Origin of the sequence: Billgrantia gudaonensis (assembly GCF_900100195.1) — a bacterium.
Lineage (GTDB): Bacteria > Pseudomonadota > Gammaproteobacteria > Pseudomonadales > Halomonadaceae > Halomonas > Halomonas gudaonensis.
Genome location: NZ_FNES01000005.1, coordinates 97,129 through 117,519, shown reverse-complemented (window position 1 = coordinate 117,519; position 20,391 = coordinate 97,129). Strand labels below are relative to the sequence as shown.

The 20,391-nt window shown below is 64.2% G+C and carries 17 protein-coding genes and 7 tRNA genes; 15 read left to right on the top strand and 9 right to left on the bottom strand.

The annotated features are described in order from the left end of the window. From ccoG to ccoN, 5 genes are all read right to left on the bottom strand, one after another. A complete protein-coding gene (gene ccoG, locus BLP96_RS08115) occupies positions 1-1,455 on the bottom strand; it encodes a cytochrome c oxidase accessory protein CcoG (RefSeq protein ID WP_089684929.1) in 1,455 nt (484 codons plus the stop codon). 116 nt (positions 1,456-1,571) lie between these two features. Continuing rightward, positions 1,572-2,501 (bottom strand): cytochrome-c oxidase, cbb3-type subunit III, encoded by a 930-nt coding sequence (ccoP, locus tag BLP96_RS08110; RefSeq protein ID WP_089684928.1) that lies wholly within the window; start codon positions 2,499-2,501, stop codon positions 1,572-1,574. Further along, on the bottom strand, positions 2,498-2,746 hold the full coding sequence (locus tag BLP96_RS08105) for a cbb3-type cytochrome oxidase subunit 3 (protein WP_089684926.1): 249 nt from the start codon (positions 2,744-2,746) through the stop codon (positions 2,498-2,500). The genes ccoP and BLP96_RS08105 overlap by 4 nt, the downstream gene beginning before the upstream one ends. A 2-nt stretch (positions 2,747-2,748) precedes the next feature. Then, entirely contained in the window at positions 2,749-3,357 is a 609-nt protein-coding gene (gene ccoO, locus BLP96_RS08100) for a cytochrome-c oxidase, cbb3-type subunit II (protein ID WP_089684924.1), read from the bottom strand. A 22-nt stretch (positions 3,358-3,379) separates the two neighbouring features. Then, on the bottom strand, positions 3,380-4,804 hold the full coding sequence (ccoN, locus tag BLP96_RS08095) for a cytochrome-c oxidase, cbb3-type subunit I (protein WP_089684922.1): 1,425 nt from the start codon (positions 4,802-4,804) through the stop codon (positions 3,380-3,382). A gap of 438 nt (positions 4,805-5,242) precedes the next feature. Here ccoN and BLP96_RS08090 point away from each other — a divergent pair. From BLP96_RS08090 to BLP96_RS08055, 8 genes are all read left to right on the top strand, one after another. Further along, positions 5,243-5,318: transfer RNA gene (locus BLP96_RS08090), tRNA-Val, on the top strand. 41 nt (positions 5,319-5,359) lie between these two features. After that, a tRNA-Asp gene (locus BLP96_RS08085) sits at positions 5,360-5,436 on the top strand. Positions 5,437-5,462: 26 nt separating this feature from the next. Continuing rightward, positions 5,463-5,539: transfer RNA gene (locus tag BLP96_RS08080), tRNA-Val, on the top strand. A 3-nt stretch (positions 5,540-5,542) separates the two neighbouring features. Continuing rightward, positions 5,543-5,619: transfer RNA gene (locus BLP96_RS08075), tRNA-Asp, on the top strand. A 232-nt stretch (positions 5,620-5,851) separates the two neighbouring features. Continuing rightward, complete coding sequence (locus tag BLP96_RS08070) at positions 5,852-7,861, top strand: NADPH-dependent 2,4-dienoyl-CoA reductase (RefSeq protein WP_089684920.1); 2,010 nt, start codon at positions 5,852-5,854, stop codon at positions 7,859-7,861. 254 nt (positions 7,862-8,115) lie between these two features. After that, positions 8,116-10,038 carry a PrkA family serine protein kinase gene (locus BLP96_RS08065; RefSeq protein WP_089684918.1) on the top strand — a complete coding sequence of 641 codons (1,923 nt, stop codon included), beginning with the start codon at positions 8,116-8,118 and terminating at the stop codon, positions 10,036-10,038. A gap of 112 nt (positions 10,039-10,150) precedes the next feature. Then, positions 10,151-11,431 (top strand): YeaH/YhbH family protein, encoded by a 1,281-nt coding sequence (locus BLP96_RS08060; protein WP_089684916.1) that lies wholly within the window; start codon positions 10,151-10,153, stop codon positions 11,429-11,431. Between the two features lie 17 nt (positions 11,432-11,448). Beyond that, positions 11,449-13,017, top strand: a complete 1,569-nt coding sequence (locus BLP96_RS08055; protein ID WP_089684913.1) for a SpoVR family protein — start codon at positions 11,449-11,451, stop codon at positions 13,015-13,017. A gap of 27 nt (positions 13,018-13,044) precedes the next feature. Here the strand turns inward: BLP96_RS08055 and BLP96_RS08050 are convergent, their stop codons facing one another. Continuing rightward, entirely contained in the window at positions 13,045-13,359 is a 315-nt protein-coding gene (locus BLP96_RS08050; protein ID WP_089684911.1) for a high-potential iron-sulfur protein, read from the bottom strand. A gap of 188 nt (positions 13,360-13,547) precedes the next feature. Here BLP96_RS08050 and BLP96_RS08045 point away from each other — a divergent pair, with 188 nt between their 5' ends. Together BLP96_RS08045 and BLP96_RS08040 are read left to right on the top strand one after the other, a co-directional pair. Next, on the top strand, positions 13,548-13,823 hold the full coding sequence (locus BLP96_RS08045; protein ID WP_089684909.1) for an Lrp/AsnC family transcriptional regulator: 276 nt from the start codon (positions 13,548-13,550) through the stop codon (positions 13,821-13,823). 48 nt (positions 13,824-13,871) lie between these two features. Next, positions 13,872-14,744, top strand: coding sequence for a DNA/RNA non-specific endonuclease (locus BLP96_RS08040; RefSeq protein WP_089684907.1), 873 nt, complete (start codon positions 13,872-13,874; stop codon positions 14,742-14,744). Between the two features lie 67 nt (positions 14,745-14,811). On the opposite strand, the gene BLP96_RS08035 is transcribed toward BLP96_RS08040, so the two are convergent. From BLP96_RS08035 to BLP96_RS08025, 3 genes are all read right to left on the bottom strand, one after another. Next, positions 14,812-14,898, bottom strand: a tRNA-Leu gene (locus BLP96_RS08035). A 39-nt stretch (positions 14,899-14,937) separates the two neighbouring features. Continuing rightward, positions 14,938-15,024, bottom strand: a tRNA-Leu gene (locus BLP96_RS08030). Positions 15,025-15,080: 56 nt separating this feature from the next. Then, positions 15,081-15,167: transfer RNA gene (locus tag BLP96_RS08025), tRNA-Leu, on the bottom strand. 219 nt (positions 15,168-15,386) lie between these two features. On the opposite strand from BLP96_RS08025, the gene rnr reads away from it, so the two are divergent. From rnr to BLP96_RS08000, 5 genes are all read left to right on the top strand, one after another. Continuing rightward, a complete protein-coding gene (gene rnr, locus BLP96_RS08020; protein ID WP_089684905.1) occupies positions 15,387-17,813 on the top strand; it encodes a ribonuclease R in 2,427 nt (808 codons plus the stop codon). 17 nt (positions 17,814-17,830) lie between these two features. After that, entirely contained in the window at positions 17,831-18,652 is an 822-nt protein-coding gene (gene rlmB, locus BLP96_RS08015; protein WP_422666810.1) for a 23S rRNA (guanosine(2251)-2'-O)-methyltransferase RlmB, read from the top strand. A gap of 231 nt (positions 18,653-18,883) precedes the next feature. After that, positions 18,884-19,258, top strand: coding sequence for a 30S ribosomal protein S6 (rpsF, locus tag BLP96_RS08010; RefSeq protein ID WP_089684903.1), 375 nt, complete (start codon positions 18,884-18,886; stop codon positions 19,256-19,258). A 31-nt stretch (positions 19,259-19,289) separates the two neighbouring features. Continuing rightward, the gene (gene rpsR, locus BLP96_RS08005; RefSeq protein ID WP_023004506.1) at positions 19,290-19,517 is read left to right on the top strand and encodes a 30S ribosomal protein S18; all 228 of its coding nucleotides are present in this window, start codon (positions 19,290-19,292) and stop codon (positions 19,515-19,517) included. Positions 19,518-19,529: 12 nt separating this feature from the next. Further along, positions 19,530-20,384 carry a hypothetical protein gene (locus BLP96_RS08000; protein ID WP_089684901.1) on the top strand — a complete coding sequence of 285 codons (855 nt, stop codon included), beginning with the start codon at positions 19,530-19,532 and terminating at the stop codon, positions 20,382-20,384. Positions 20,385-20,391 lie beyond the last annotated feature (7 nt).

Below are 20,391 nucleotides of genomic sequence, written 5' to 3'. Positions count from 1 at the left end.
TCATCTCCGGGCGTCTCCCAGGAAGCGGATCTCATGCGTCAGGGAAATGTCGTCATTCTGCAGCGACTGCAGTCGTAGCTGTATGGCGTGGCTGGGCTGTTCGATCACCTCGGGTGCGGCGGTGACCTCGATCACTTCCAGGCGCGACTCCCCGCCGGGCACGCGAAGCGTGTCGGTGTCGAGGGTCAGTCCCGGCAGTCCGCTGACGGAGAGGCGGTAGTCGTGTGCCACACGGTCGAGATTGCGCACCCTGAGAGTGTAGACGTTGCTGATTCGCCCTTCGCGCGTCATCTGGTAGAGCTGGCCGCGTTCGCGCTCGACGTCGATGCCTACCAGACTGCGGTCGCTCACCGCCCAGGCGAACAGCCCGATCATCACGACCAGAGCCGCCAGGTAGCCGAGCAGACGCGGCCGCAGGATATGGGACTTCTTGCCCTCCAGGGCGTTCTCGGTGGTGTAGCGAATCAGCCCGCGCGGATAGCCCATCTTGTCCATGACGCTGTCGCAGGCGTCGATGCAGGCGGCACAGGTGATGCATTCGTACTGCAGGCCGTCGCGGATGTCGATACCGGTGGGACAGACCTGCACGCATAGATCGCAGTCGATGCAGTCGCCGTGCCCTGCGGCTCGTGCGTCTTCATGGCCGAGGCTGCGCTTGCGGGGGCCGCGGGGCTCGCCGCGCGCTGCATCGTAGGAGACGATTAGGGTGTCGGCGTCGAACATCACGGACTGGAAGCGCGCATAGGGGCACATGTAGATGCACACTTGCTCACGCAGCCAGCCGGCATTGAGGTAGGTGAATACGGTGAAGAACCCGACCCAGAAGTAGGACCAGCCGTGGGCGGACAATGTGGGCAGTTCCACGACCAGTTGCCGAATCGGCGTGAAGTAGCCGACGAAAGTGATGCCGGTAGCGGCGGCAATGGCCAGCCAGATGATGTGCTTGCCGGTCTTGCGCCACGCTTTTTCGGCATCCATGGCGGCGCGGTCGAGCTTGATGCGGCGATTGCGCGGGCCTTCCAGGCGATGTTCCACCCAGATGAACAGGAAGGTCCAAACGCTTTGCGGGCAGGTATAGCCGCACCATACGCGCCCGGCGAAGACGGTGATGAAGAAGAGCCCGAAAGCACAGATGATCAGCAGCCACGACAGCAGCATGAACTCCTGCGGATAGAAGGTCGCGGCGAAGAGATGGAACTCCCGTGAGGGAAGATCGAACCAGATCAGCGGCCGGTCGCCCCACTGCACCCAGGGCAGCCCGAAGAAGGCCAGCATCAGCAGCCAGTTGGCGCTGCGGCGGAGGCGCTGGAAGACGCCCTTGATCTCGCGCACGTAGATGTGGCGACGCCGGGCGTACATCTCCTGCTGGTTGGCGTGGTGTGGCGTTTTGCCACGCGGCGCGAAGTGGCCCACGGGGTCCGGGGTCACGTCTCGGGTCGGGATCTCGTCTCTCATGGCGAACTCGCGGCGGGAGCCTGGGTTAGGCAAGCGATGATGGTCGCCTCATTGTACCGGGGCGGGCACGGGGATCGGCAGAGTGCGACGGGAGGCCGCACCCTGCCGTGTCGGGCTCAGTCTTCCTGGCTCAGGCTGTAGACGTAGGCAGCGACCAGATGGACGCGCTCTTCGCCGATGTAGGCTTCCTGGGCCGGCATGTGGCCGTTGCGACCGTTACGCAGGGTCTGGCGGATCGAGTCGGCGACGCTCTGCCCCGGCGCCTGGTAGAGCCAGGTGTCGTTGGTCAGGTTCGGTGCACCCAACCCCTGGTTGCCGGTGCCTTCGGGTCCGTGGCAGGCGGTGCACACGGAAGCGTAGGTCGAGGCGCCCTGCTCGGCTCGTTCGGCGTCGTGCTCCAGACCGGAGAGCGAGAGCACGAACTGGGTCACGTTCTCGATGTTCTCCGCGCCGAGCTGCTGCCAGGAGGGCATCAGGCCATTGCGTCCCTGCTCCAGGCTGGTCACGATCTGCTCCGGCTCGCCACCGTAGAGCCAATCGTCGTCGGTGAGGTTGGGGAAGCCGTAGCCGCCTTCGGCATTGGCGCCGTGACACACCGCACAGTTGTTCTGGTAGATGCGCTCGGCCACCTGCATCGCCTCGTCATCCTGCGCCAGCTCGGGAATCGGCACTTCCTGATACTGGGCGAAGATCGGCGTGAAGCGTTCCTCGGCACGCGCCACTTCTTCTTCCCATTGGCCTTCCTGGGTCCAGCCCAGCAGGCCGGCGAAGTTGCCAAGCCCCGGATAGAGCAGCAGATAGCCCAGCGAAAAGACGATGGTGCCAATGTAGAGCTGCAGCCACCAGCGTGGCAGCGGATTGTCGTACTCCTCGATGCCATCGGCGGCGTGGCCCGTGGTCTCGACGTTGCCTTCGGCGTCCGGCGTCTTGTCGGTCTTGCGGTTGGCGTACAGCAGCCAGAAGGCGAACACCAGCGAGCCTAGCGTGATGACGATGATCCAGGCGCTCCAGAACCCGGAAAGGGAGTCGTCCCAAAGATTGTTCATGCGTTCCTGTCTCCCCTGTCTTGGCGGGAATCGGCGGGTCGGGAACCGGCCTCGTACGATGTCTCGTCGTGACGAGTCGCGGGGCGGTGGTCACGGTCGTGGGTGTCATCTTCATCGGCGAAGGGCAGGTTGGCCGCTTCGTCGAAATCCGGCTTGCGTCGCCGCGAATAGGCCCAGGCGGTGATGCCCAGGAAGGCGAGTATCAGCAGGCCGGTGATGATGCCGCGAAAGGTTCCGGTATCCATGATCAACGTGTGCCCTCGAGCACGGTACCCAGTTGTTGCAGATAGGCGATCAGCGCTGTGATCTCCTGCTCGCCGCGCACCTCGCTGGTGGCGTTCTCGATCTGCTCGTCGGTGTAGGGCACGCCAAGGGCACGCAGGGTGCGCATCTTCTTGGGCGTGTCTTCACCGTCCAGCGTGTTCTCGAACAGCCAGGGGTAGGCGGGCATGATCGATTCCGGCACCACGTCGCGGGGGTTGTACATGTGGGCACGGTGCCAGTCGTCGCTGTAGCGTCCACCCACCCGGGCGAGGTCGGGGCCGGTGCGCTTGGAGCCCCACAGGAAGTTGAAGTCGTAGATGAACTCCCCGGCCACGCTGTAGTGGCCGTAGCGCTCAGTTTCGGCGCGGAAGGGGCGAATCATCTGCGAATGACAGCCGACGCAACCTTCCCGGCGATAGATGTCGCGGCCTTCCAGTTCCAGAGCGGAGAGCGGGCGCAGGCCGTCGACCGGTTCCGTGGTCTGTTTCTGGAAGAACAGCGGCACGATCTCGGCCAGGCCGCCGAAGCTGATCACCACCAGGATCAGCACGGCCAGCAGGCCCACGTTCTTTTCGACGATCTCGTGTCTCATTGGTCTTGGTATCCCCGGTTGTTCAGGCGGTCTGCGGAATCGGCTGACGCGCGGCTTCGCTGCGCTTGACCGTCATGAAGACGTTGTAGGCCATGATCAGCATGCCCACGACCCAGAAGAGGCCGCCGACCAGGCGCACGATGTAGCCGGGGCCGCTGGCCTCGACCGCCTCGATGAAGGTGTACATCAGCGTCCCGTCGGGGTTGATGGCGCGCCACATCAGACCCTGCAGAATGCCGTTGACCCACATGGAAGCGATGTAGAGCACGGTGCCGATGGTGGCGAGCCAGAAGTGCACGGCAATCAGGCCCACCGAATGCATTTCGGTGCGACCGAACAGGCGCGGGATCAGGTGGTACATGGAGCCGATGGTGATCATCGCTACCCAGCCCAGAGCGCCGGCGTGCACGTGGCCGATGGTCCAGTCGGTGTAGTGGGAGAGCGCGTTGACGGTCTTCACCGCCATCATCGGGCCCTCGAAGGTGGACATGCCGTAGAACGACAGGGCGACCACCAGGAAGCGCAGGGTGGGGTCGGTGCGCAGCTTATGCCAGGCGCCGGAGAGGGTCATCATGCCGTTGATCATGCCGCCCCAGGAGGGGGCCAGAAGGATGATCGACATGATCATGCCCAGAGACTGCGCCCAGTCGGGCAGGGCAGTGTAGTGCAAGTGGTGCGGACCGGCCCACATGTAGACCATGATCAGCGCCCAGAAGTGCACGATGGACAGACGGTAGGAGTAGACCGGACGCTCGGCCTGCTTGGGCACGAAATAGTACATCATCCCCAGGAAGCCGGCGGTCAGGAAGAAGCCCACCGCATTGTGCCCGTACCACCACTGCACCATGGCATCGATGGTGCCGGCGTAAATCGATGTCGAATAGAACGCGGTGACCGGAATGGAGAGGTTGTTGACGATGTGCAGTACGGCCACCGTGAGGATGAAGGCGGCGAAGAACCAGTTGGCCACGTAGATATGGGAAGTTCGACGCAGCTTGATGGTGCCCAGGAAGACGATGGCATAGCTGACCCAGACCACGGCGATCAGGATGTTGATCGGCCACTCCAGCTCGGCGTACTCCTTGGTGGTCGTGTAGCCGAGCGGCAGGGTGACGACCGCCGAGAGGATGACGGCTTGCCAGCCCCAGAAAGTGAAGGCCGCCAGCTTGTCGGCGAACAGGCGCGTCTGGCAGGTGCGCTGTACGACGTAATACGAGGTGGCGAAGAGGGCCGAGCCGCCGAAGGCGAAGATGACGGCATTGGTGTGCAACGGACGCAAGCGACCGAAGCTGGTCCAAGGTAGGTCGAGATTGAGTTGCGGCCATACCAGCTGTGCGGCAAGGATGACACCGAGGAGCATGCCAACGATGCCCCACACCACTGTCATGATCGCGAACTGCCGAACTACCTTGTAGTTGTAGGTCGGGTGCTCTAATGCTGTGCTCATGTCAGATTCCCATCGAACGCGGTAACGAGAGCCGCCCGCGGCAGAGTGCCGCAGTCGACGCCCCCGGTAGGGTAATGCAGGTCAAAACAGAGCGAATTCTAGCGCAGCCGACTTGTCCACCGAAACACGGTCCAAGGGAAAAACCGTGCCGAGACTTTGACGTGCGTCGAGTTTTTGGTCACTAGGCAAGGCCGGAGTCCCGGTTTGCGGGACATTGCTGCATCCTCCGGTGCTGGCCGGTGATGGAGTGCTCCAACCGGGGTGCGACATTGCGCCACAGGCGGGCGGGCGGCGAGTGGCAGTTTTTCATTGCCCGTCGTGCCCGGTTCGTCATCTCCAGGGGAGCGGGGCCGGCGATGCGGAGCCGGCAGTATTGCCAAGGGTGGAAAGGCGTTGACAAGCGGCCGGGGGCCTGTAGAATGCAGCGCCACGTGTCCGGGGTGGTTAGCTCAGTTGGGAGAGCACCAGCCTTACAAGCTGGGGGTCACAGGTTCGAACCCTGTACCACCCACCATCATCGCCTGAGGCGTTGTCGATCACGTGGAAGCATGCTGCGGACCGGTAGTTCAGTCGGTTAGAATGCCGGCCTGTCACGCCGGAGGTCGCGGGTTCGAGTCCCGTCCGGTCCGCCACGGCAGCGACGACAAGCGGTAATCGTGGGTGATTAGCTCAGTTGGTTAGAGCACCAGCCTCACATGCTGGGGGTCACTGGTTCGAGTCCGGTATCACCCACCATGCGGACCGGTAGTTCAGTCGGTTAGAATGCCGGCCTGTCACGCCGGAGGTCGCGGGTTCGAGTCCCGTCCGGTCCGCCATCGCGAATTTCGACCCCGAGCCCAGCGGCTCGGGGTCTTCGTTCGTGGGCGATCGCCCACGCCTCGCTGTCATTCTTCCCCGTCTCGCTTTCGTCCGAACGTCCCGTGCAGTGCGTCGCGCCAGGCCAGGTGTCGGTTCGGCATGGTTTTGCGCTTCCTCGCCATCTATCATACAGTTGTTTGAAATGGCGGTGCGGCAGCGCCGCGGCGCAAACACCAGGAGGATTCCGACGTGCATTTTCCGCATCTGTTTCGCCCTCTCGAGGTGGGCCATCTGACGCTTCCCAACCGGGTGCTGATGGGCTCGATGCACACTAACCTGGAAGAAGCGCCGGACGGCTTTGCCCGCCTGGCGACCTTCTATGCCGAACGAACCCGCCATGGCGTCGGCCTGATCGTCACGGGGGGCATCGCTCCCAACTCCGAAGGTGCGGTCTTTCAAGGGGCGGCAACGCTCGAGCATCCCATGCAGGTGGCCGATCATCGCCAGGTAGTGGAGGCGGTGCATGCGGAGGGAGGGCGCATCTGCCTGCAGATTCTGCATGCGGGGCGCTATGCCTATTCGCCGGAGCTGGTGGCGCCCTCGCCGCTGCAGGCGCCGATCAACCCCTTCGTGCCGCGCGAACTGGATGGCGACGAGGTTGAGCGGCAGATCGACGACTACGTGCGCTGCGCCACTCTGGCGCGTGAAGCCGGTTACGACGGCGTCGAGGTGATGGGGTCGGAGGGCTATCTGATCAACCAGTTCCTGTGCCGGCGCACCAACCGGCGTTCCGACCGCTGGGGTGGGACGTTCGAGAACCGCATGCGGTTTGCCGTGGAGATCGTGTCGCGCATTCGTCAGGCGGTGGGAGACGACTTCCTGCTGATCTTTCGCCTGTCGATGATCGATCTGGTGGAGGAGGGCAGCACCTTCGATGAGGTGGTGGCTCTGGGGCGTGCCATCGAGGCCGCCGGAGCGGACTTGATCAACACCGGCATCGGCTGGCACGAGGCGCGGGTGCCGACCATCGTCACCAGCGTGCCGCGGGCCACCTTCACCGAGGTGACCCGACGCATGAAGGCCGAGCTCAGCGTGCCGCTGATCACGACCAACCGCATCAACATGCCCGAGGTGGCGGAACGGGTGCTCGCCGAGGGGCATGCCGACATGGTCTCCATGGCGCGCCCTTTCCTCGCCGACCCGGCTTGGGTGAGCAAGGCGGCTGAAGGGCGCGGCGACGAGATCAATACTTGCATCGCCTGCAACCAGGCCTGCCTGGATCATACCTTTCAGGGCAAGCTCACCTCGTGTCTGGTCAATCCCCAGGCGTGTCACGAGACGGAGATCATCGTCGAGCCCGCCGACGCGCCCCGTGAGATTGCCGTGGTCGGCGGAGGGCCCGCCGGCCTGGCCGCGGCGGTCACCGCAGCGAGGCGCGGACATCGGGTGACGCTCTTCGAACGCAATGCTGAGCTGGGTGGGCAATTCAACCTGGCGCGCCGCATTCCCGGCAAGGAAGAGTTCGCCGAGACGCTGCGCTACTTCCGCGTGATGCTCGACAAGCACGGCGTCGTGCTGCGCCTGGGTACCGATGTCGATGCCCAGACCCTGCAGGCTTTCGAAGCCGTGGTGCTGGCCACCGGAGTGCGACCGCGCGCGCTCGACCTGCCGGGTATCGGTCATCCCTGCGTGCTCGACTACCCAACGGCCATCCAGCACCCCGAGCGAGTGGGGCCGCGCGTGGCGATCATCGGTGCAGGCGGCATCGGTTTCGACGTGGCCGAGCTGCTGACGCATGCCGGAAGCCCGGCGCTGGATCGCGAGGCCTGGTGTGCCGAATGGGGGGTCGACCTCAGCGTTGCCGAGCCCGGCGGCATCGTCGCCCCGCAGCGACCTGCGGTGCCGCGTCGGGTCGCGCTCCTGCAGCGCAAGACGTCCAAGCCGGGCAAGGGGCTCGGCAAGACCACCGGCTGGGTGCATCGCGCCTCGCTCAGGCATCGTGATGTGGAGACGCTGGCGGGTTGCGAGTACCTGTTCATCGACGAGGCCGGCCTGCATGTCCGGCACGAAGGAGAGGAGCGCTGCCTGGCGGTGGACAGCGTGGTGATCTGTGCTGGTCAGGAGCCCGTGCGCGAACTGCTGGAGCCGCTGACCGCCAGTGGCATCGAAACTCACCTGATCGGCGGTGCGGACGAGGCGGCCGAACTGGATGCCAAGCGTGCCATCGAGCAGGGCACGCGCGTGGCGGCGGCGCTGTAACGGGCGAGCGATCGGCGTCGTGAGTTCCGGCGGCAGTGGCATCGGAAGCTGCCGTCAATGCGTAAAGCGTCCTTGCAGCGTTTATTGCTCCCGTCTTTCGCTCATCGAACCCTGCGCTTTCCCTGCGTTCTCATGAGTAGTGTCTACAGCGTTGACTCGGCGCGGATCACATGACTCCGCAAAGCTGTCTAGGCTGATGGACAACCCGGGGCGCTCATCTTGAGGGTCCGAGGGTGAGAAAACAGGAGGCTTCGATGAGCATCTTCGATCATGTGCAGAATCGCTTCGAGCGTGTCCAGCAGGAAGAGATGACCCTGCAGGAGTACCTGGAGCTGTGTCGCGAGGACCCCATGGTCTACGCCAGTGCCGCCGAGCGCATGCTCGAGGCCATCGGCGAGCCCGAGGTGATCGATACGGCCAAGGATTCGCGGCTCTCGAGGATCTTCTCCAACAAGGTGATCCGCCGCTATCCGGCGTTCTCCGAGTTCTACGGCATGGAGGAGGCGATCGAACAGATCGTCGCCTACTTCCGCCATTCCGCCCAGGGGTTGGAAGAGCGCAAGCAGATCCTCTACCTGCTGGGACCGGTGGGTGGCGGCAAGTCGTCGCTGGCCGAGCGACTCAAGCTGCTGATGGAGCGCGTGCCCTTCTACGCCATCAAGGGCTCGCCGGTCTACGAGTCGCCGCTGGGGCTGTTTTCGCCGGAAGAGGACGGCGAGCTGCTGGAGAAGGAGTACGGCATCCCCCGCCGTCAATTGAAGAGCGTGATGTCGCCCTGGGCCGCCAAACGGCTCAAGGAGTACGGCGGTGACATCTCGCAGTTCCGCGTGGTGCGCCTCTATCCCTCGCGGCTCAATCAGATCGCCATCTCCAAGACAGAACCGGGCGACGAGAACAACCAGGACATCTCGTCGCTGGTGGGCAAGGTCGACATTCGTCAGCTCGAGCTCTATTCCCAGGACGATCCGGATGCGTACAGCTTCTCCGGGGGCCTGTGCAAGGCCAACCAGGGTCTGATGGAGTTCATCGAGATGTTCAAAGCGCCGATCAAGGTGCTGCATCCGCTGTTGACTGCCACCCAGGAGGGCAACTACAACCCCACCGAAGGCATGGGCGCCATTCCCTTCGATGGCATCATTCTCGCCCATTCCAACGAGAGCGAGTGGCAGACCTTCCGCAACAACCGTAACAACGAGGCATTCCTCGATCGTGTCTACATCGTCAAGGTGCCCTACTGCTTGCGGGTGACCGAGGAGATCAACATCTACCGGAAGCTGCTCGAGCACTCCTCGCTCTCCGAGGCGCCCTGTGCGCCGGATACGCTGCGGATGCTGGCACAGTTCTCGGTGCTCTCGCGGCTCAAGGAACCGGAGAACTCGAGCATCTACTCCAAGATGCGCGTGTATGACGGCGAGAATCTCAAGGATACCGATCCCAAGGCCAAGTCGATCCAGGAATATCGCGATGCCGCCGGCGTGGACGAAGGCATGGATGGGCTCTCGACCCGCTTCGCCTTCAAGATCCTCTCCAAGGTGTTCAACTTCGACAATCACGAGGTGGCGGCCAACCCGGTGCATCTGCTCTACGTGCTCGAGCAGCGCCTCGAGCAGGAGCAGCTGCCGCGCGAGACCTTCGAGCGCTACCTGCGCTTCATCAAGGAGTTCCTGGCGCCGCGCTACGTGGACTTCATCGGCAAGGAGATCCAGACGGCCTATCTCGAGTCCTACTCCGAGTACGGCCAGAACATCTTCGACCGCTACGTCACCTACGCGGATTTCTGGATCCAGGATCAGGAGTATCGCGACCCCGAGACCGGCGAATTCCTCGACCGCCAGGCCTTGAACGAGGAGCTCGAAAAGATCGAGAAGCCCGCCGGCATCTCCAATCCCAAGGATTTCCGCCACGAGGTGGTCAATTTCGTGTTGCGGGCACGTGCCCAGAACAACGGCATGAATCCGAGCTGGCAGTCCTACGAAAAGCTGCGCGGAGTGATCGAGCACAAGATGTTCGCCAACACCGAGGAGCTGCTGCCGGTGATCTCCTTCAACGCCAAGGCGTCCTCGGCCGACCAGAAGAAGCACGAGGACTTCGTGGCACGCATGAAGGAGCGTGGCTATACCGAGAAGCAGGTCCGCCTGCTCTCCGAGTGGTACCTGCGCGTGCGCAAGTCGCAGTAGCCTGGCGGCTACGGGCTACGGGCTACGGGCTACGGGCTACGGGCTACGGGCAGAGGGGGCGTATCGGCCGCTCCTCCCCGTGTCGAACAGCGCCGCCGAGAGGGAGGTCCGCATGACCTATTTCATCGATCGGCGTGCCAACGCCAAGCACAAGAGTGCCGTCAATCGTCAGCGTTTTCTCGATCGCTATCGGACGCACATCAAGCGCTCGGTGGAAGAGGCGGTCAACCGACGCTCGATCACCGACATGGAGCGAGGCGAGAAGGTTTCGATTCCCACCCGGGACATCTCCGAGCCAGTGTTTCAGCATGGCCCAGGTGGCAAGCGCGCCATCGTCAGTCCCGGTAACAAGGAGTTCGTCGAGGGCGACCGCCTGCAGCGTCCGGGCGGTGGCAAAGGGGGCGGTGCCGGCGAGGGTGGTGCCTCCAACCAGGGCGAAGGCATGGACGAGTTCGCCTTCACCCTATCTCGGGAAGAGTTCCTCGATTTCGTCTTCGACGGCCTGGAATTGCCGCACCTGGAGCGCAAGAACCTGGTCGACCTCGATGAGGTGCGGCCGGTCCGGGCGGGCGTCTCGCGGGACGGGGTGCCGGCCAGGATCAACATCGTGCGTTCCATGCGCGAGGCCCACGCCAGACGCATCGCCATGCGCGCTCCGATTCGCCGCGCCCTGCGCGAGGCGCGCGAGGCGCTGGAAGAGGAGGAGAGCAAGGATCCTGTGCTGCGCAACCCGGCTCGGATCAATGAGCTAAAGGCGGAGATCGAGCGCCTCGAACAGCGCCTCGAGGCGGTGCCGTTCATCGATACCTACGACCTGCGCTACAACCACCTGATCAACCAGCCACAGCCCTCGAGCAAGGCGGTGATGTTCTGCGTGATGGACGTGTCGGGGTCGATGACCCAGGCCCACAAGGACATCGCTAAGCGCTTTTTCCTGTTGCTCTATCTCTTCCTCGAACGCAGCTACGAGAAGGTCGAGCTGGTTTTCGTGCGTCACCACACGGCGGCCAAGGAGGTCGATGAAGAGGAATTCTTCTATTCGCGTGAAACCGGCGGCACCATCGTCTCCAGTGCGCTCTCGCTGGTCGACGAGATCGTCACCCAGCGCTACCCACCCTCGCAGTGGAATCTCTACGTGGCTCAGGCCTCCGATGGCGACAACTGGGACGACGACTCGGTGACCTGCCGCAAGCTGCTGTTGGAGCAGTTGATGCCGCGTTTGCAGTACTTCACCTACGTGGAAATCACGCCTCATGCCCATCAGGCACTGTGGGAGGAGTACGAAACGGTAGCCGGCGAATTTCCCGAACGCTTTGCCATGCGCCAGATCGTCGAGGCCGGCGACATCTACCCGGTCTTCCGCGAGCTGTTCAAGCGCCGCGCCGCCCAGTAGCCGGCCGAGGAGGCAACATGATGCGTCGTACCCCCATCGCCACCGGATCCGACTGGACCTTCGAGGTCCTGGAGGCCTACGAGCAGGAGCTGGCCCGCCTGGCCGACGAGTACCGCCTGGATACCTATCCCAATCAGATCGAGATCATCACCACCGAGCAGATGATGGACGCCTACGCCAGCGTGGGCATGCCGGTGGGCTATCATCACTGGTCCTACGGCAAGCAGTTCCTCGCCGTGGAGCAGGCCTATCGACGGGGCCAGATGGGCCTGGCCTACGAGTTGGTGATCAATTCCGACCCCTGCATCGCCTACCTCATGGAGGAGAACACCCTGATGATGCAGGTCCTGGTGATGGCGCATGCCTGCTACGGGCACAATTCCTTCTTCAAGGGCAACTACCTGTTTCGTACCTGGACGGATGCCAGCTCCATCGTCGACTACCTGGTGTTCGCGCGTAAATACGTCGCCGAGTGCGAGGAACGCCACGGCGTGAACGCCGTCGAGCAACTGCTGGATGCCTGCCATGCACTGCAGAATTACGGGGTCGATCGCTACAAGCGCCCCTCGCCGATCTCTGCCGAGGAGGAAGCGCGACGTCAGAAGGAGCGCGAGGAGTACCTTCAGGCCCAGGTGAACACCCTGTGGCGGACCATTCCCGGCCGCCAGGATGGCGATACGCTGCCTGGCAGTCTGGGTGACGATGAGGATCCGTTGGGCCTGCATCGCGGCGAGCGCTATCCGCCAGAGCCGCAGGAGAACCTGCTCTACTTCATCGAGAAGAATGCGCCGCTGCTGGCACCCTGGCAGCGCGAGATCGTGCGCATCGTGCGCAAGCTCGCCCAGTACTTCTACCCCCAGCGCCAGACCCAGGTGATGAACGAGGGGTGGGCGTCGTTCTGGCACTACACCCTGATGAACCGCCTCTACGACGAAGGGCTAGTCGACGAGGGGGTGATGCTCGAGTTCCTTCAGTCGCATACCGCCGTGGTCAGCCAGCCGCCCTTCGACAGCCCCTACTACGGCGGTATCAATCCCTATGCGTTGGGATTCGCCATCTTCTCCGACATTCAGCGCATGTGCCAGCAGCCCACTGCGGAGGATCGCGAGTGGTTCCCGGATACCGCCGGCAGCGACTGGCTCGAGACCGTGCATTTCGCCATGAAGAACTTCAAGGATGAGTCCTTCATCCAGCAGTTCCTGTCGCCCAAGGTGATCCGCGATCTCAAGTTGTTCACCGTGGTCGACGACGACCAGGACGAGATGCTGGAGGTGACGGCGATTCACGACGAGCGGGGGTATCGCCGCGTGCGTGAGGCGCTCGCCGCCCAGCACGCCCTGGCCGTACGCGAACCCAACATCCAGGTCTATGCCGCGGACATCCGCGGGGATCGTTCGTTGACGCTGCGTCACGTCCAGGACAACCGTCGTCCGCTGGCGCGCACCGTCTACCCGGTGATGCGCCACCTGCATCAGCTATGGGGCTTTCCGGTCAAGCTGGAGTCGCTGCTCGAGGACGGCAGCGTGGCGCGTCGCTATCATTGGCCGCTGCCCGATGACGAGGAGGAAGAGAAGGTCCGCCACTGAATGACCGGCGCCTCGGGTGACAGCGGCTCAGTCGGCCGGTGCCCAGGACTGACACCAGCCGTCGGGCGTCACCCGGTACTGCGGGAAGATCTGACACCCTTGGGTGTTCGCTTCGAAGAACAGGCAGTTGCGGCACGTCTCGCCAGCGCTGTAGCCGGGATGGCCGTCGGCTTCGCGGGCGTTTTCCACGTAGCCGAGGGCGCGCGCTTCTTCCCGCTCGGGATCCAGATACGGCAGCTCCTGAGCCGCTGGGCGCCGAGCCAGCATGCCCGCACCCAGCGGCAGCACGACCAGGCCCAGCAGGCCCTGGCGCAGGAAGAAACGACGGCGCTCGTCGATCATGCTAACTCCTCGTCGTCACGTCATGGTGGACTCATCATAGCGTCATCGATGGTACCTCACCTGCCCGGACTTCGCTGAGACTGCCTTTGGTCTGCCCCAGCGATTCTGCCGTTCGGCCAGGCCTGATATACTCGCCAGCAGCTTGCGGCGAGTCTCGCCGCAGGAGTCACCGAGCGGGAGGATGCCCGATGCAGAACGCCGTGATCCTGATCAATACCGACAAGGGCCAGGTCAAGGCCGTGGCCGAGCGGCTCGCCGATGTCGACGGCATCAGCGAGGTCTATTCCACCTGCGGGCGCTACGATCTGGTGGCCATTGCCCGCACCCGCGATTTCGAAAGCCTGGCCGAGCTCGTCACCGAGCGCCTCAATGCCGTGGAAGGCATCCGCGACACCGAGACGCTCAACGCCATGCAGGTGCACTCCCGACACGACCTGGAGACGATGTTCTCCCTCGGGTGGTAAGAGTCTGCCGCACCGCCATACCTACCTCAGGAGCCCTTGCGTTCACGGATGACACGCCGCCGAAAGTCCATCCTGCGTTCTCGCTGGCGCCGTTCGTTGCGCCGTTTCGCCGTCACCCTGCTCTTCGTGCTGGTGGGCAGCGGACTCTGGTACAGTCAGGAGCGGGCCTATCGCGATAGCTTGAGCTGGATGGGCGTGCCTACCTGGGAGCGCCTTTCGCCCCTCACGCTGCATCGCGTATTGAGAAACGACGGCTTCCTGGTCGGCTGGTCGGACGTGCGCGTCAATCCGCTGTGGGTCAGCTACTGGCTGCACGAGGTGGACGGTGTCAGCATCGGTGCGCGGCCGGGCTTTCGCCGCGACTGGCGTACCCTGTGGCCGGTCGCTCCCGACAGCTACTTCGGCAGCGGCTACGATCGTGGCCACCTGGCACCCAACTATGCCATCGCTGCCGTGCATGGAGCCGGTGCTCAGCACGACACCTTCCTGATGAGCAACCTGACGCCGCAGCGCCCCGATCTCAATCGGCGACTCTGGCAGCGTCTGGAGGAAGTGGTGATCGACCACTTCGTACCGCGCTTCGCTGCCGTGCAGGTGATCACCGGCCCGGTGTTCGCCGAGCGCTTCCTCGATGGTGTCCGGCGCCGCGTGGGACTGGTGGAAGTGCCGGAGGCGTTCTACAAGATCATCGTGGTGCCCGCCGAGACGTCCAGGGTACTGGCCTTTCTCATGCCGCAGGACGTGCAGGGGGATGAGCCTCTGGACGACTTTCTGGTCAGCGTCGACGTCATCGCGGCGCGCACGGGGCTCGACTTCTTTCCGCAACTGCCCGAGTCGGCGGCCGGGTCGTTGGAGGGGGAAGTGGTGACCGACGGGTGGGCCCTGGAGTCGGTGAGCCGGCTGCCGGGGCGTTTCGAGTAGGCACGGAAAAACCGCGATCCGATGTCGCGGCTTTTTCTCATTGCGTGATGTTCAGCGGCACGATGCGTGGTGCCCAGGAGAGGACTTGAACCTCCACGTCCGTAAGGACACTAGCACCTGAAGCTAGCGCGTCTACCAATTCCGCCACCTGGGCGCATCATGCGTTTCGTCGTGTTCGGGCATTCCATGTGAATGGTGCCCAGGAGAGGACTTGAACCTCCACGTCCGTAAGGACACTAGCACCTGAAGCTAGCGCGTCTACCAATTCCGCCACCTGGGCGAACACGAGCGAACCGAGCTGACAAAGAGCATGGAAATGGATTCCCGGTGGAACCCTGGTGCCCAGAAGAGGACTTGAACCTCCACGTCCGTAAGGACACTAGCACCTGAAGCTAGCGCGTCTACCAATTCCGCCATCTGGGCAGGCGAGGCGTATGGTACCGGAATCCTGGCGCAATGCAAGCCCCGCGCGCGGGTGGAAAGGGGATGGACGTTCGATACGCTGGGGTTGGGGTCGTCGCGGGGCGGGCGCTATACTGCGGCCATGACAATCGACCCGATCATTTCGACCCTACGCCTGCGGTGCTTTTCCGGCGCCTTTCCGGGCCCGCTTCCATCGACGCCGCCAAGGATGCTCCTCGCATGACCCAATGGACGCTCAGTGACGACCCGCACGCCAGCCGCGAGGCCCACAAGTACGACAAGCCGGCACCCAGCCGCGAGTACCTGCTGGCGCGCTTGCAGGAGTATGGCAAACCCATTACCCACGAGAAGATGAGCCGGCTGCTGGGTCTCGACGACGAGGATCTGCAGGAGGCGGTGAGACGTCGCCTCTCGGCCATGGAGCGCGATGGCCAGGTGCTGCGCAATCGCGCCGGGGCCTATGCGCTGATCGACAAGCTCGATCTGATCAAGGGCAAGGTGCTCGGGCATCGCGATGGCTTCGGCTTCTTGTTGCGCGACGATGGCAAGAAACCCGACCTGGTGCTGCCCCCGCGTCAGATGCGTCGCGTCTTCCACGGCGACCACGTGCTGGTGCGCATCAGCGGGCGCGACCGTCGTGGCCGCGACGAGGCCACCATCGCCGAGGTGTTGGCGCGCAATACCCAGACCATCGTCGGCGTCTATCGCGAAAACACCCCGGAGTTCGGGGTGTTGATTCCCGAGAATCCGCGCATCACCCAGGAAGTGATCATTCCCCACAGTGCCTGCGGCGGTGCCCAGGACGGTCAGGTGATCTCGGCACGCATCGTCAAGCAGCCCGAGACTCGGGTGCAGCCGGTGGGCGAGGTGGTCGAGGTGCTCGGCGAACGCATGGATCCGGGCATGGAGATCGACATCGCCATCCGCAGCTACGAGATCCCCGCCGAGTTTCCGCCGGAGGTGCACGACCAGATCGCCGGCATGTCCGCCGAAGTGGCCGAGGGCGACAAGGCGCATCGCGTCGACCTGCGCGACGTGCCGTTGGTGACCATCGACGACGAGAGCGCCAAGGATTTCGACGACGCCGTGTGCGCCTGGAAGACCAAGTCCGGCAGTTGGAAGCTGCTGGTGGCCATCGCCGACGTTTCGCACTACGTGCGGCCCGGCAGCGCCCTCGATCAGGAAGCGATCCGGCGCGGCAACTCGGTCTACTTTCCGGGGCAGGTGGTGCCGATGCTGCCGGAGCTGCTCTCCAACGGACTCTGCTCGCTCAATCCGGACGTCGACCGCCTGGCGATGGTCTGCGAGATGAACATCTCGAAGAACGGTGCCATCAGCCGCTATCGTTTCTACGAGGCGGTGTTCCGCTCCAAGGCGCGACTCACCTATAACAAGGTGGCGGCGATCCTCGACGACGAGGACCAGGAGGGCGATGCCCTGCGCGAGCAGTACCGCGAGCTGGTGGAGCCGCTCAAGAACCTGCACGGGCTCTACAAACTGCTGCGCGAAGCCCGCGAGGCGCGCGGAGCCATCGACTTCGAGACCACCGAGACGGCCATCGTCTTCAATGACGAGCGCAAGATCGAGAAGATCGTGCCGCGCAGCCGCAACGATGCCCACAAGCTGATCGAGGAGTGCATGCTCGCCGCCAACGTGGCCACGGCGCGCTTTCTCGACAAGCACGACCTGCCGGCGTTGTATCGCATTCATGAGAAACCCTCGCCGGAGCGGCTCGACAAGCTGCGGCTGTTCCTCAATGAGTTGGGGCTGTCGCTGGGCGGGGGGGACGATCCCAGCCCGCAGGACTACCAGGCGCTCGCCGAGGCGATCAAGGATCGTCCCGATGCCGACGTCATCCAGACGGTGATGCTGCGCTCCATGAGCCGGGCGGTCTATTCGCCCCAGAACGACGGCCACTTCGGACTGGCCTACCCGGCCTATGCGCACTTCACCTCGCCGATCCGCCGCTATCCCGACCTGATCGTGCATCGTGCCATCCGCTCGGTGATTCGCGGTCCGCGCCAGACCAACACCGTGCTGCGCGCCGAAGGGGCGCCGGTGGAGCCCCCCAGCAAGTGGGCCCCCTATACCTTCGAGCAGATGCTCGAACTGGGCGAGCACTGCTCGATGACCGAGCGTCGCGCCGACGATGCCACCCGCGACGTGGAAGACTGGCTCAAGTGCGAGTTCATGTCCGACAAGCTGGGCGAGGTCTACGACGGCAGCATCGCCTCGGTGACCCAGTTCGGTATCTTCGTGCGTCTCGACGAGGTTTACGTGGAAGGGCTGGTGCACGTCACTTCGCTACCGTCAGACTACTACCACTACGAGCCGGAGAAGCATCGTCTGAAGGGCGAGCGCAGCGGCATGAGCTATCGTCTCGGCGACGGCGTCACCGTTCAGGTGGCCCGCGTCGATCTGGACGAACGCAAGATCGACTTCGCCCTGGCCGACGACAAACCGCGCCCCAAGCGTCAGCCGCGTCGTCGCCGCGCCGTGGATGCCGCTCCGCAGCGGGGGCGCGCCGAGGCCGGCGCGCAGAAGAAAAAGAAGGGCGAGTCGACGCCCGCGGGGGAGGCCCAGAGCCAGGGCAAACGGCGTAGCCGTGGCGGGCGTGGCAACAAGCCGCGTTCGCGCCAGCGTTGAGTCGCGGTGGAGGCCCGGTGAACGAGAAGCGACGTACCAAGGGCAGGCCGGGAGGCAAGCCCCGGCGAGGCCGGCGCCCCACGACGCCGGGACCACCTGGACTGGAGGCGGTGTTCGGCGTGCATGCCGTGGAAGCGTTGCTGGCCCGTGGCGAGCCGCCTCGCGAACTGTGGGTGCAGGAGGGAGCCGCCGAGCGGCGCCTTACCACCCTCGTGGATCGAGCGCAGGCGGTAGGGCTCGAGCCCCTGGCACAACCCCGCGAAGTCCTGGATGCGCTGGCCGGCGGTGCGGCTCATCAGGGCGTGGTGGCGTTCTGCTCGCCTCTCGCCGGGCAGGATGAGGCGGCACTGTGGTTTCAGCTGGAGGCCTGGCCGTTCGAGGCGCCGCCGCTGTTGCTGGTGCTCGACGGCGTCACCGACGTGCACAATCTGGGCGCCTGCCTGCGCACTGCCGATGCCGCCGGCGTACACGGCGTCATCGTGCCCAAGGACAAGTCGGCGCCCCTCAATGCGACGGTGCGCAAAGTGGCCTGTGGTGCCGCCGAGAGCGTACCGGTCTATCAGGTCACCAACCTGGCCCGGTCGCTGGCCCGGCTGAAGTCGTTGGGCGTGTGGTTGATCGGCACGGCCGGCGAGGCCGAGACGATGCTGTTCGACGCCGACTTGTGCGGTCCCGTGGCGCTGGTGATGGGGGCCGAGGGCAAGGGGCTTCGTCGTCTCACCCGAGAAGCGTGCGATCTCCTGGTCAAGCTGCCCATGGCCGGCAGCGTCTCGAGCCTCAACGTCTCCGTCGCCACCGGCATCGGCCTGTTCGAGGCGGTGCGCCAACGGACCCACTGAGCCACGAGCCACGAGATACGGGCCACGAGCCTCGAGCCACGGGTTTCGAGTTGCGGGTTTCGAGGGGCGAGTTAGGCTATTGCCCGCAGCCCGCAACTTGCGCTCTTCGCGCGCAGTCTTTAGAATGCTTGCGCCCGCTCCTGCGTGAGTGGGCGTTTCCATTTCACCTCCTTGCTTCCTCTGAGCGACAAGGCTCCTCATGTGGAAGCTGCCAAACCGCAAGGAGATCCCATGCGTCATTACGAAATCGTGTTCATGGTCCATCCGGACCAGAGCGAGCAAGTGCCGTCCATGGTCGAGCGCTACTCCAGCATCGTCACCGAGAGCGGTGGTACCGTGCATCGCCTCGAAGACTGGGGCCGCCGTCACTTGGCTTATCCGATCAACAAGATCCACAAGGCTCATTACGTGCTGATGAACGTGGAGTGCAGCGGCGAGGTCCTCGATGAGATCGAGAACATCTTCCGCTTCAACGACGCCATCATTCGTAGCCTGGTGGTGCGCTGCAAGGAAGCCATCACCGAGGCGTCGCCGATGATGAAGCCGGCCGAAGAGAAGCGGGTCCGCCGCGAAGAGAAGCCGCGCAGCGCCGAAGCCACCGCTTAAGTCCCATTCGCTCGCCCAAGGAGTCTTTTCCATGGCACGCTTTTTCCGCCGCCGTAAGTTCTGCCGTTTCACCGCCGAAGGCGTGAAGCAGATCGACTACAAGGATCTGGATACGCTCAAGGCCTACATCACCGAGACCGGCAAGATCGTTCCCAGCCGTATCACCGGCACCAAGGCGCGTTACCAGCGTCAGCTGGCGACCGCCGTCAAGCGCGCTCGCTATCTGGCACTGCTGCCCTATACCGACAGCCACCAGTAACCCGGCCGTCCGATGTTGCCAATCGCCCGCTGGCTGATGCGCGGCACGCCCCATGCAACCGGCGGGGCTGCCGTAGCCGCCATCGTCCCCTGGCTGTTCTGGCTCAGCGGCGCCATTGCTGCGCTGGTCACGTTGCGTCGCGGTCTCTCCCCGGCCCTGCCGGTGATCGTGGCAGCGGCCGTGCCGGCCGGCTGGTGGTGGATGCAGGGCGATGCGATACCGCTGGCCAGCGTACTGCTGGTCACGCTCATGGCGCTGGTGCTGCGTGAACGCATGCGCTGGAGCGAAGCGCTGATCGTCGGCACACTGGCCGCAGCGGTCATGGTGCAGTTGGAGCTCTTCGTGCCGCCGGGCGGCACCGGTCCACTGCTCGAGCAGCTGCGTCAGGGGTCGACCGAGATCGATGCCATGCTCGACGAGCTGGTACGGCAGGGCTATGACACCGAGGCGCTGACCGCTCTACTGGTGGGCGGCGTGACCGGGCTGGTGGTGCTGCTGGCGTCGGTCGCCTGTCTGGCGCTGGCGCGCAGTTGGCAGGCGGGGCTCTACAACCCCGGCGGGTTTCGCCAGGAGTTCCATGCGCTGCGCCTGTCGGGTCGAGAGCTCGCCGTGCTGGTGGGGCTCGCCGTGGCAGGCGGCCTGCTGGGCCTGCAGGCCCTCGTCACGCTGGCCTGGGTGCCGCTGCTGGTGTGCGGCGTGGCGTTGGTACATGGCTTCATCGGAGCCAAGGGCATGAACGGGCTGTGGCTGGTCGCTTTCTATGTGTTGCTGATCACCACCTGGCCCATGATTCTGATCGTGCTGCTGGTGGCTTTTCTCGACGTGTTCGCGGACTTCCGCGGCCGTCTGGCCTCCCGCAGCGATTGACATAGAG

Excerpts from the sequence above, each read along its gene's own strand:
- ccoG (WP_089684929.1), bottom strand. The coding sequence starts at position 1,455 with ATGAGAGACGAGATCCCGACCCGAGACGTGACCCCGGACCCCGTGGGC.
- ccoP (WP_089684928.1), bottom strand. The coding sequence starts at position 2,501 with ATGAACAATCTTTGGGACGACTCCCTTTCCGGGTTCTGGAGCGCCTGG.
- BLP96_RS08105 (WP_089684926.1), bottom strand. The coding sequence starts at position 2,746 with ATGGATACCGGAACCTTTCGCGGCATCATCACCGGCCTGCTGATACTC.
- ccoO (WP_089684924.1), bottom strand. The coding sequence starts at position 3,357 with ATGAGACACGAGATCGTCGAAAAGAACGTGGGCCTGCTGGCCGTGCTG.
- ccoN (WP_089684922.1), bottom strand. The coding sequence starts at position 4,804 with ATGAGCACAGCATTAGAGCACCCGACCTACAACTACAAGGTAGTTCGG.
- BLP96_RS08065 (WP_089684918.1), top strand. The coding sequence starts at position 8,116 with ATGAGCATCTTCGATCATGTGCAGAATCGCTTCGAGCGTGTCCAGCAG.
- BLP96_RS08060 (WP_089684916.1), top strand. The coding sequence starts at position 10,151 with ATGACCTATTTCATCGATCGGCGTGCCAACGCCAAGCACAAGAGTGCC.
- BLP96_RS08055 (WP_089684913.1), top strand. The coding sequence starts at position 11,449 with ATGATGCGTCGTACCCCCATCGCCACCGGATCCGACTGGACCTTCGAG.
- BLP96_RS08050 (WP_089684911.1), bottom strand. The coding sequence starts at position 13,359 with ATGATCGACGAGCGCCGTCGTTTCTTCCTGCGCCAGGGCCTGCTGGGC.
- BLP96_RS08045 (WP_089684909.1), top strand. The coding sequence starts at position 13,548 with ATGCAGAACGCCGTGATCCTGATCAATACCGACAAGGGCCAGGTCAAG.
- BLP96_RS08040 (WP_089684907.1), top strand. The coding sequence starts at position 13,872 with ATGACACGCCGCCGAAAGTCCATCCTGCGTTCTCGCTGGCGCCGTTCG.
- rnr (WP_089684905.1), top strand. The coding sequence starts at position 15,387 with ATGACCCAATGGACGCTCAGTGACGACCCGCACGCCAGCCGCGAGGCC.
- rpsF (WP_089684903.1), top strand. The coding sequence starts at position 18,884 with ATGCGTCATTACGAAATCGTGTTCATGGTCCATCCGGACCAGAGCGAG.
- rpsR (WP_023004506.1), top strand. The coding sequence starts at position 19,290 with ATGGCACGCTTTTTCCGCCGCCGTAAGTTCTGCCGTTTCACCGCCGAA.
- BLP96_RS08000 (WP_089684901.1), top strand. The coding sequence starts at position 19,530 with ATGTTGCCAATCGCCCGCTGGCTGATGCGCGGCACGCCCCATGCAACC.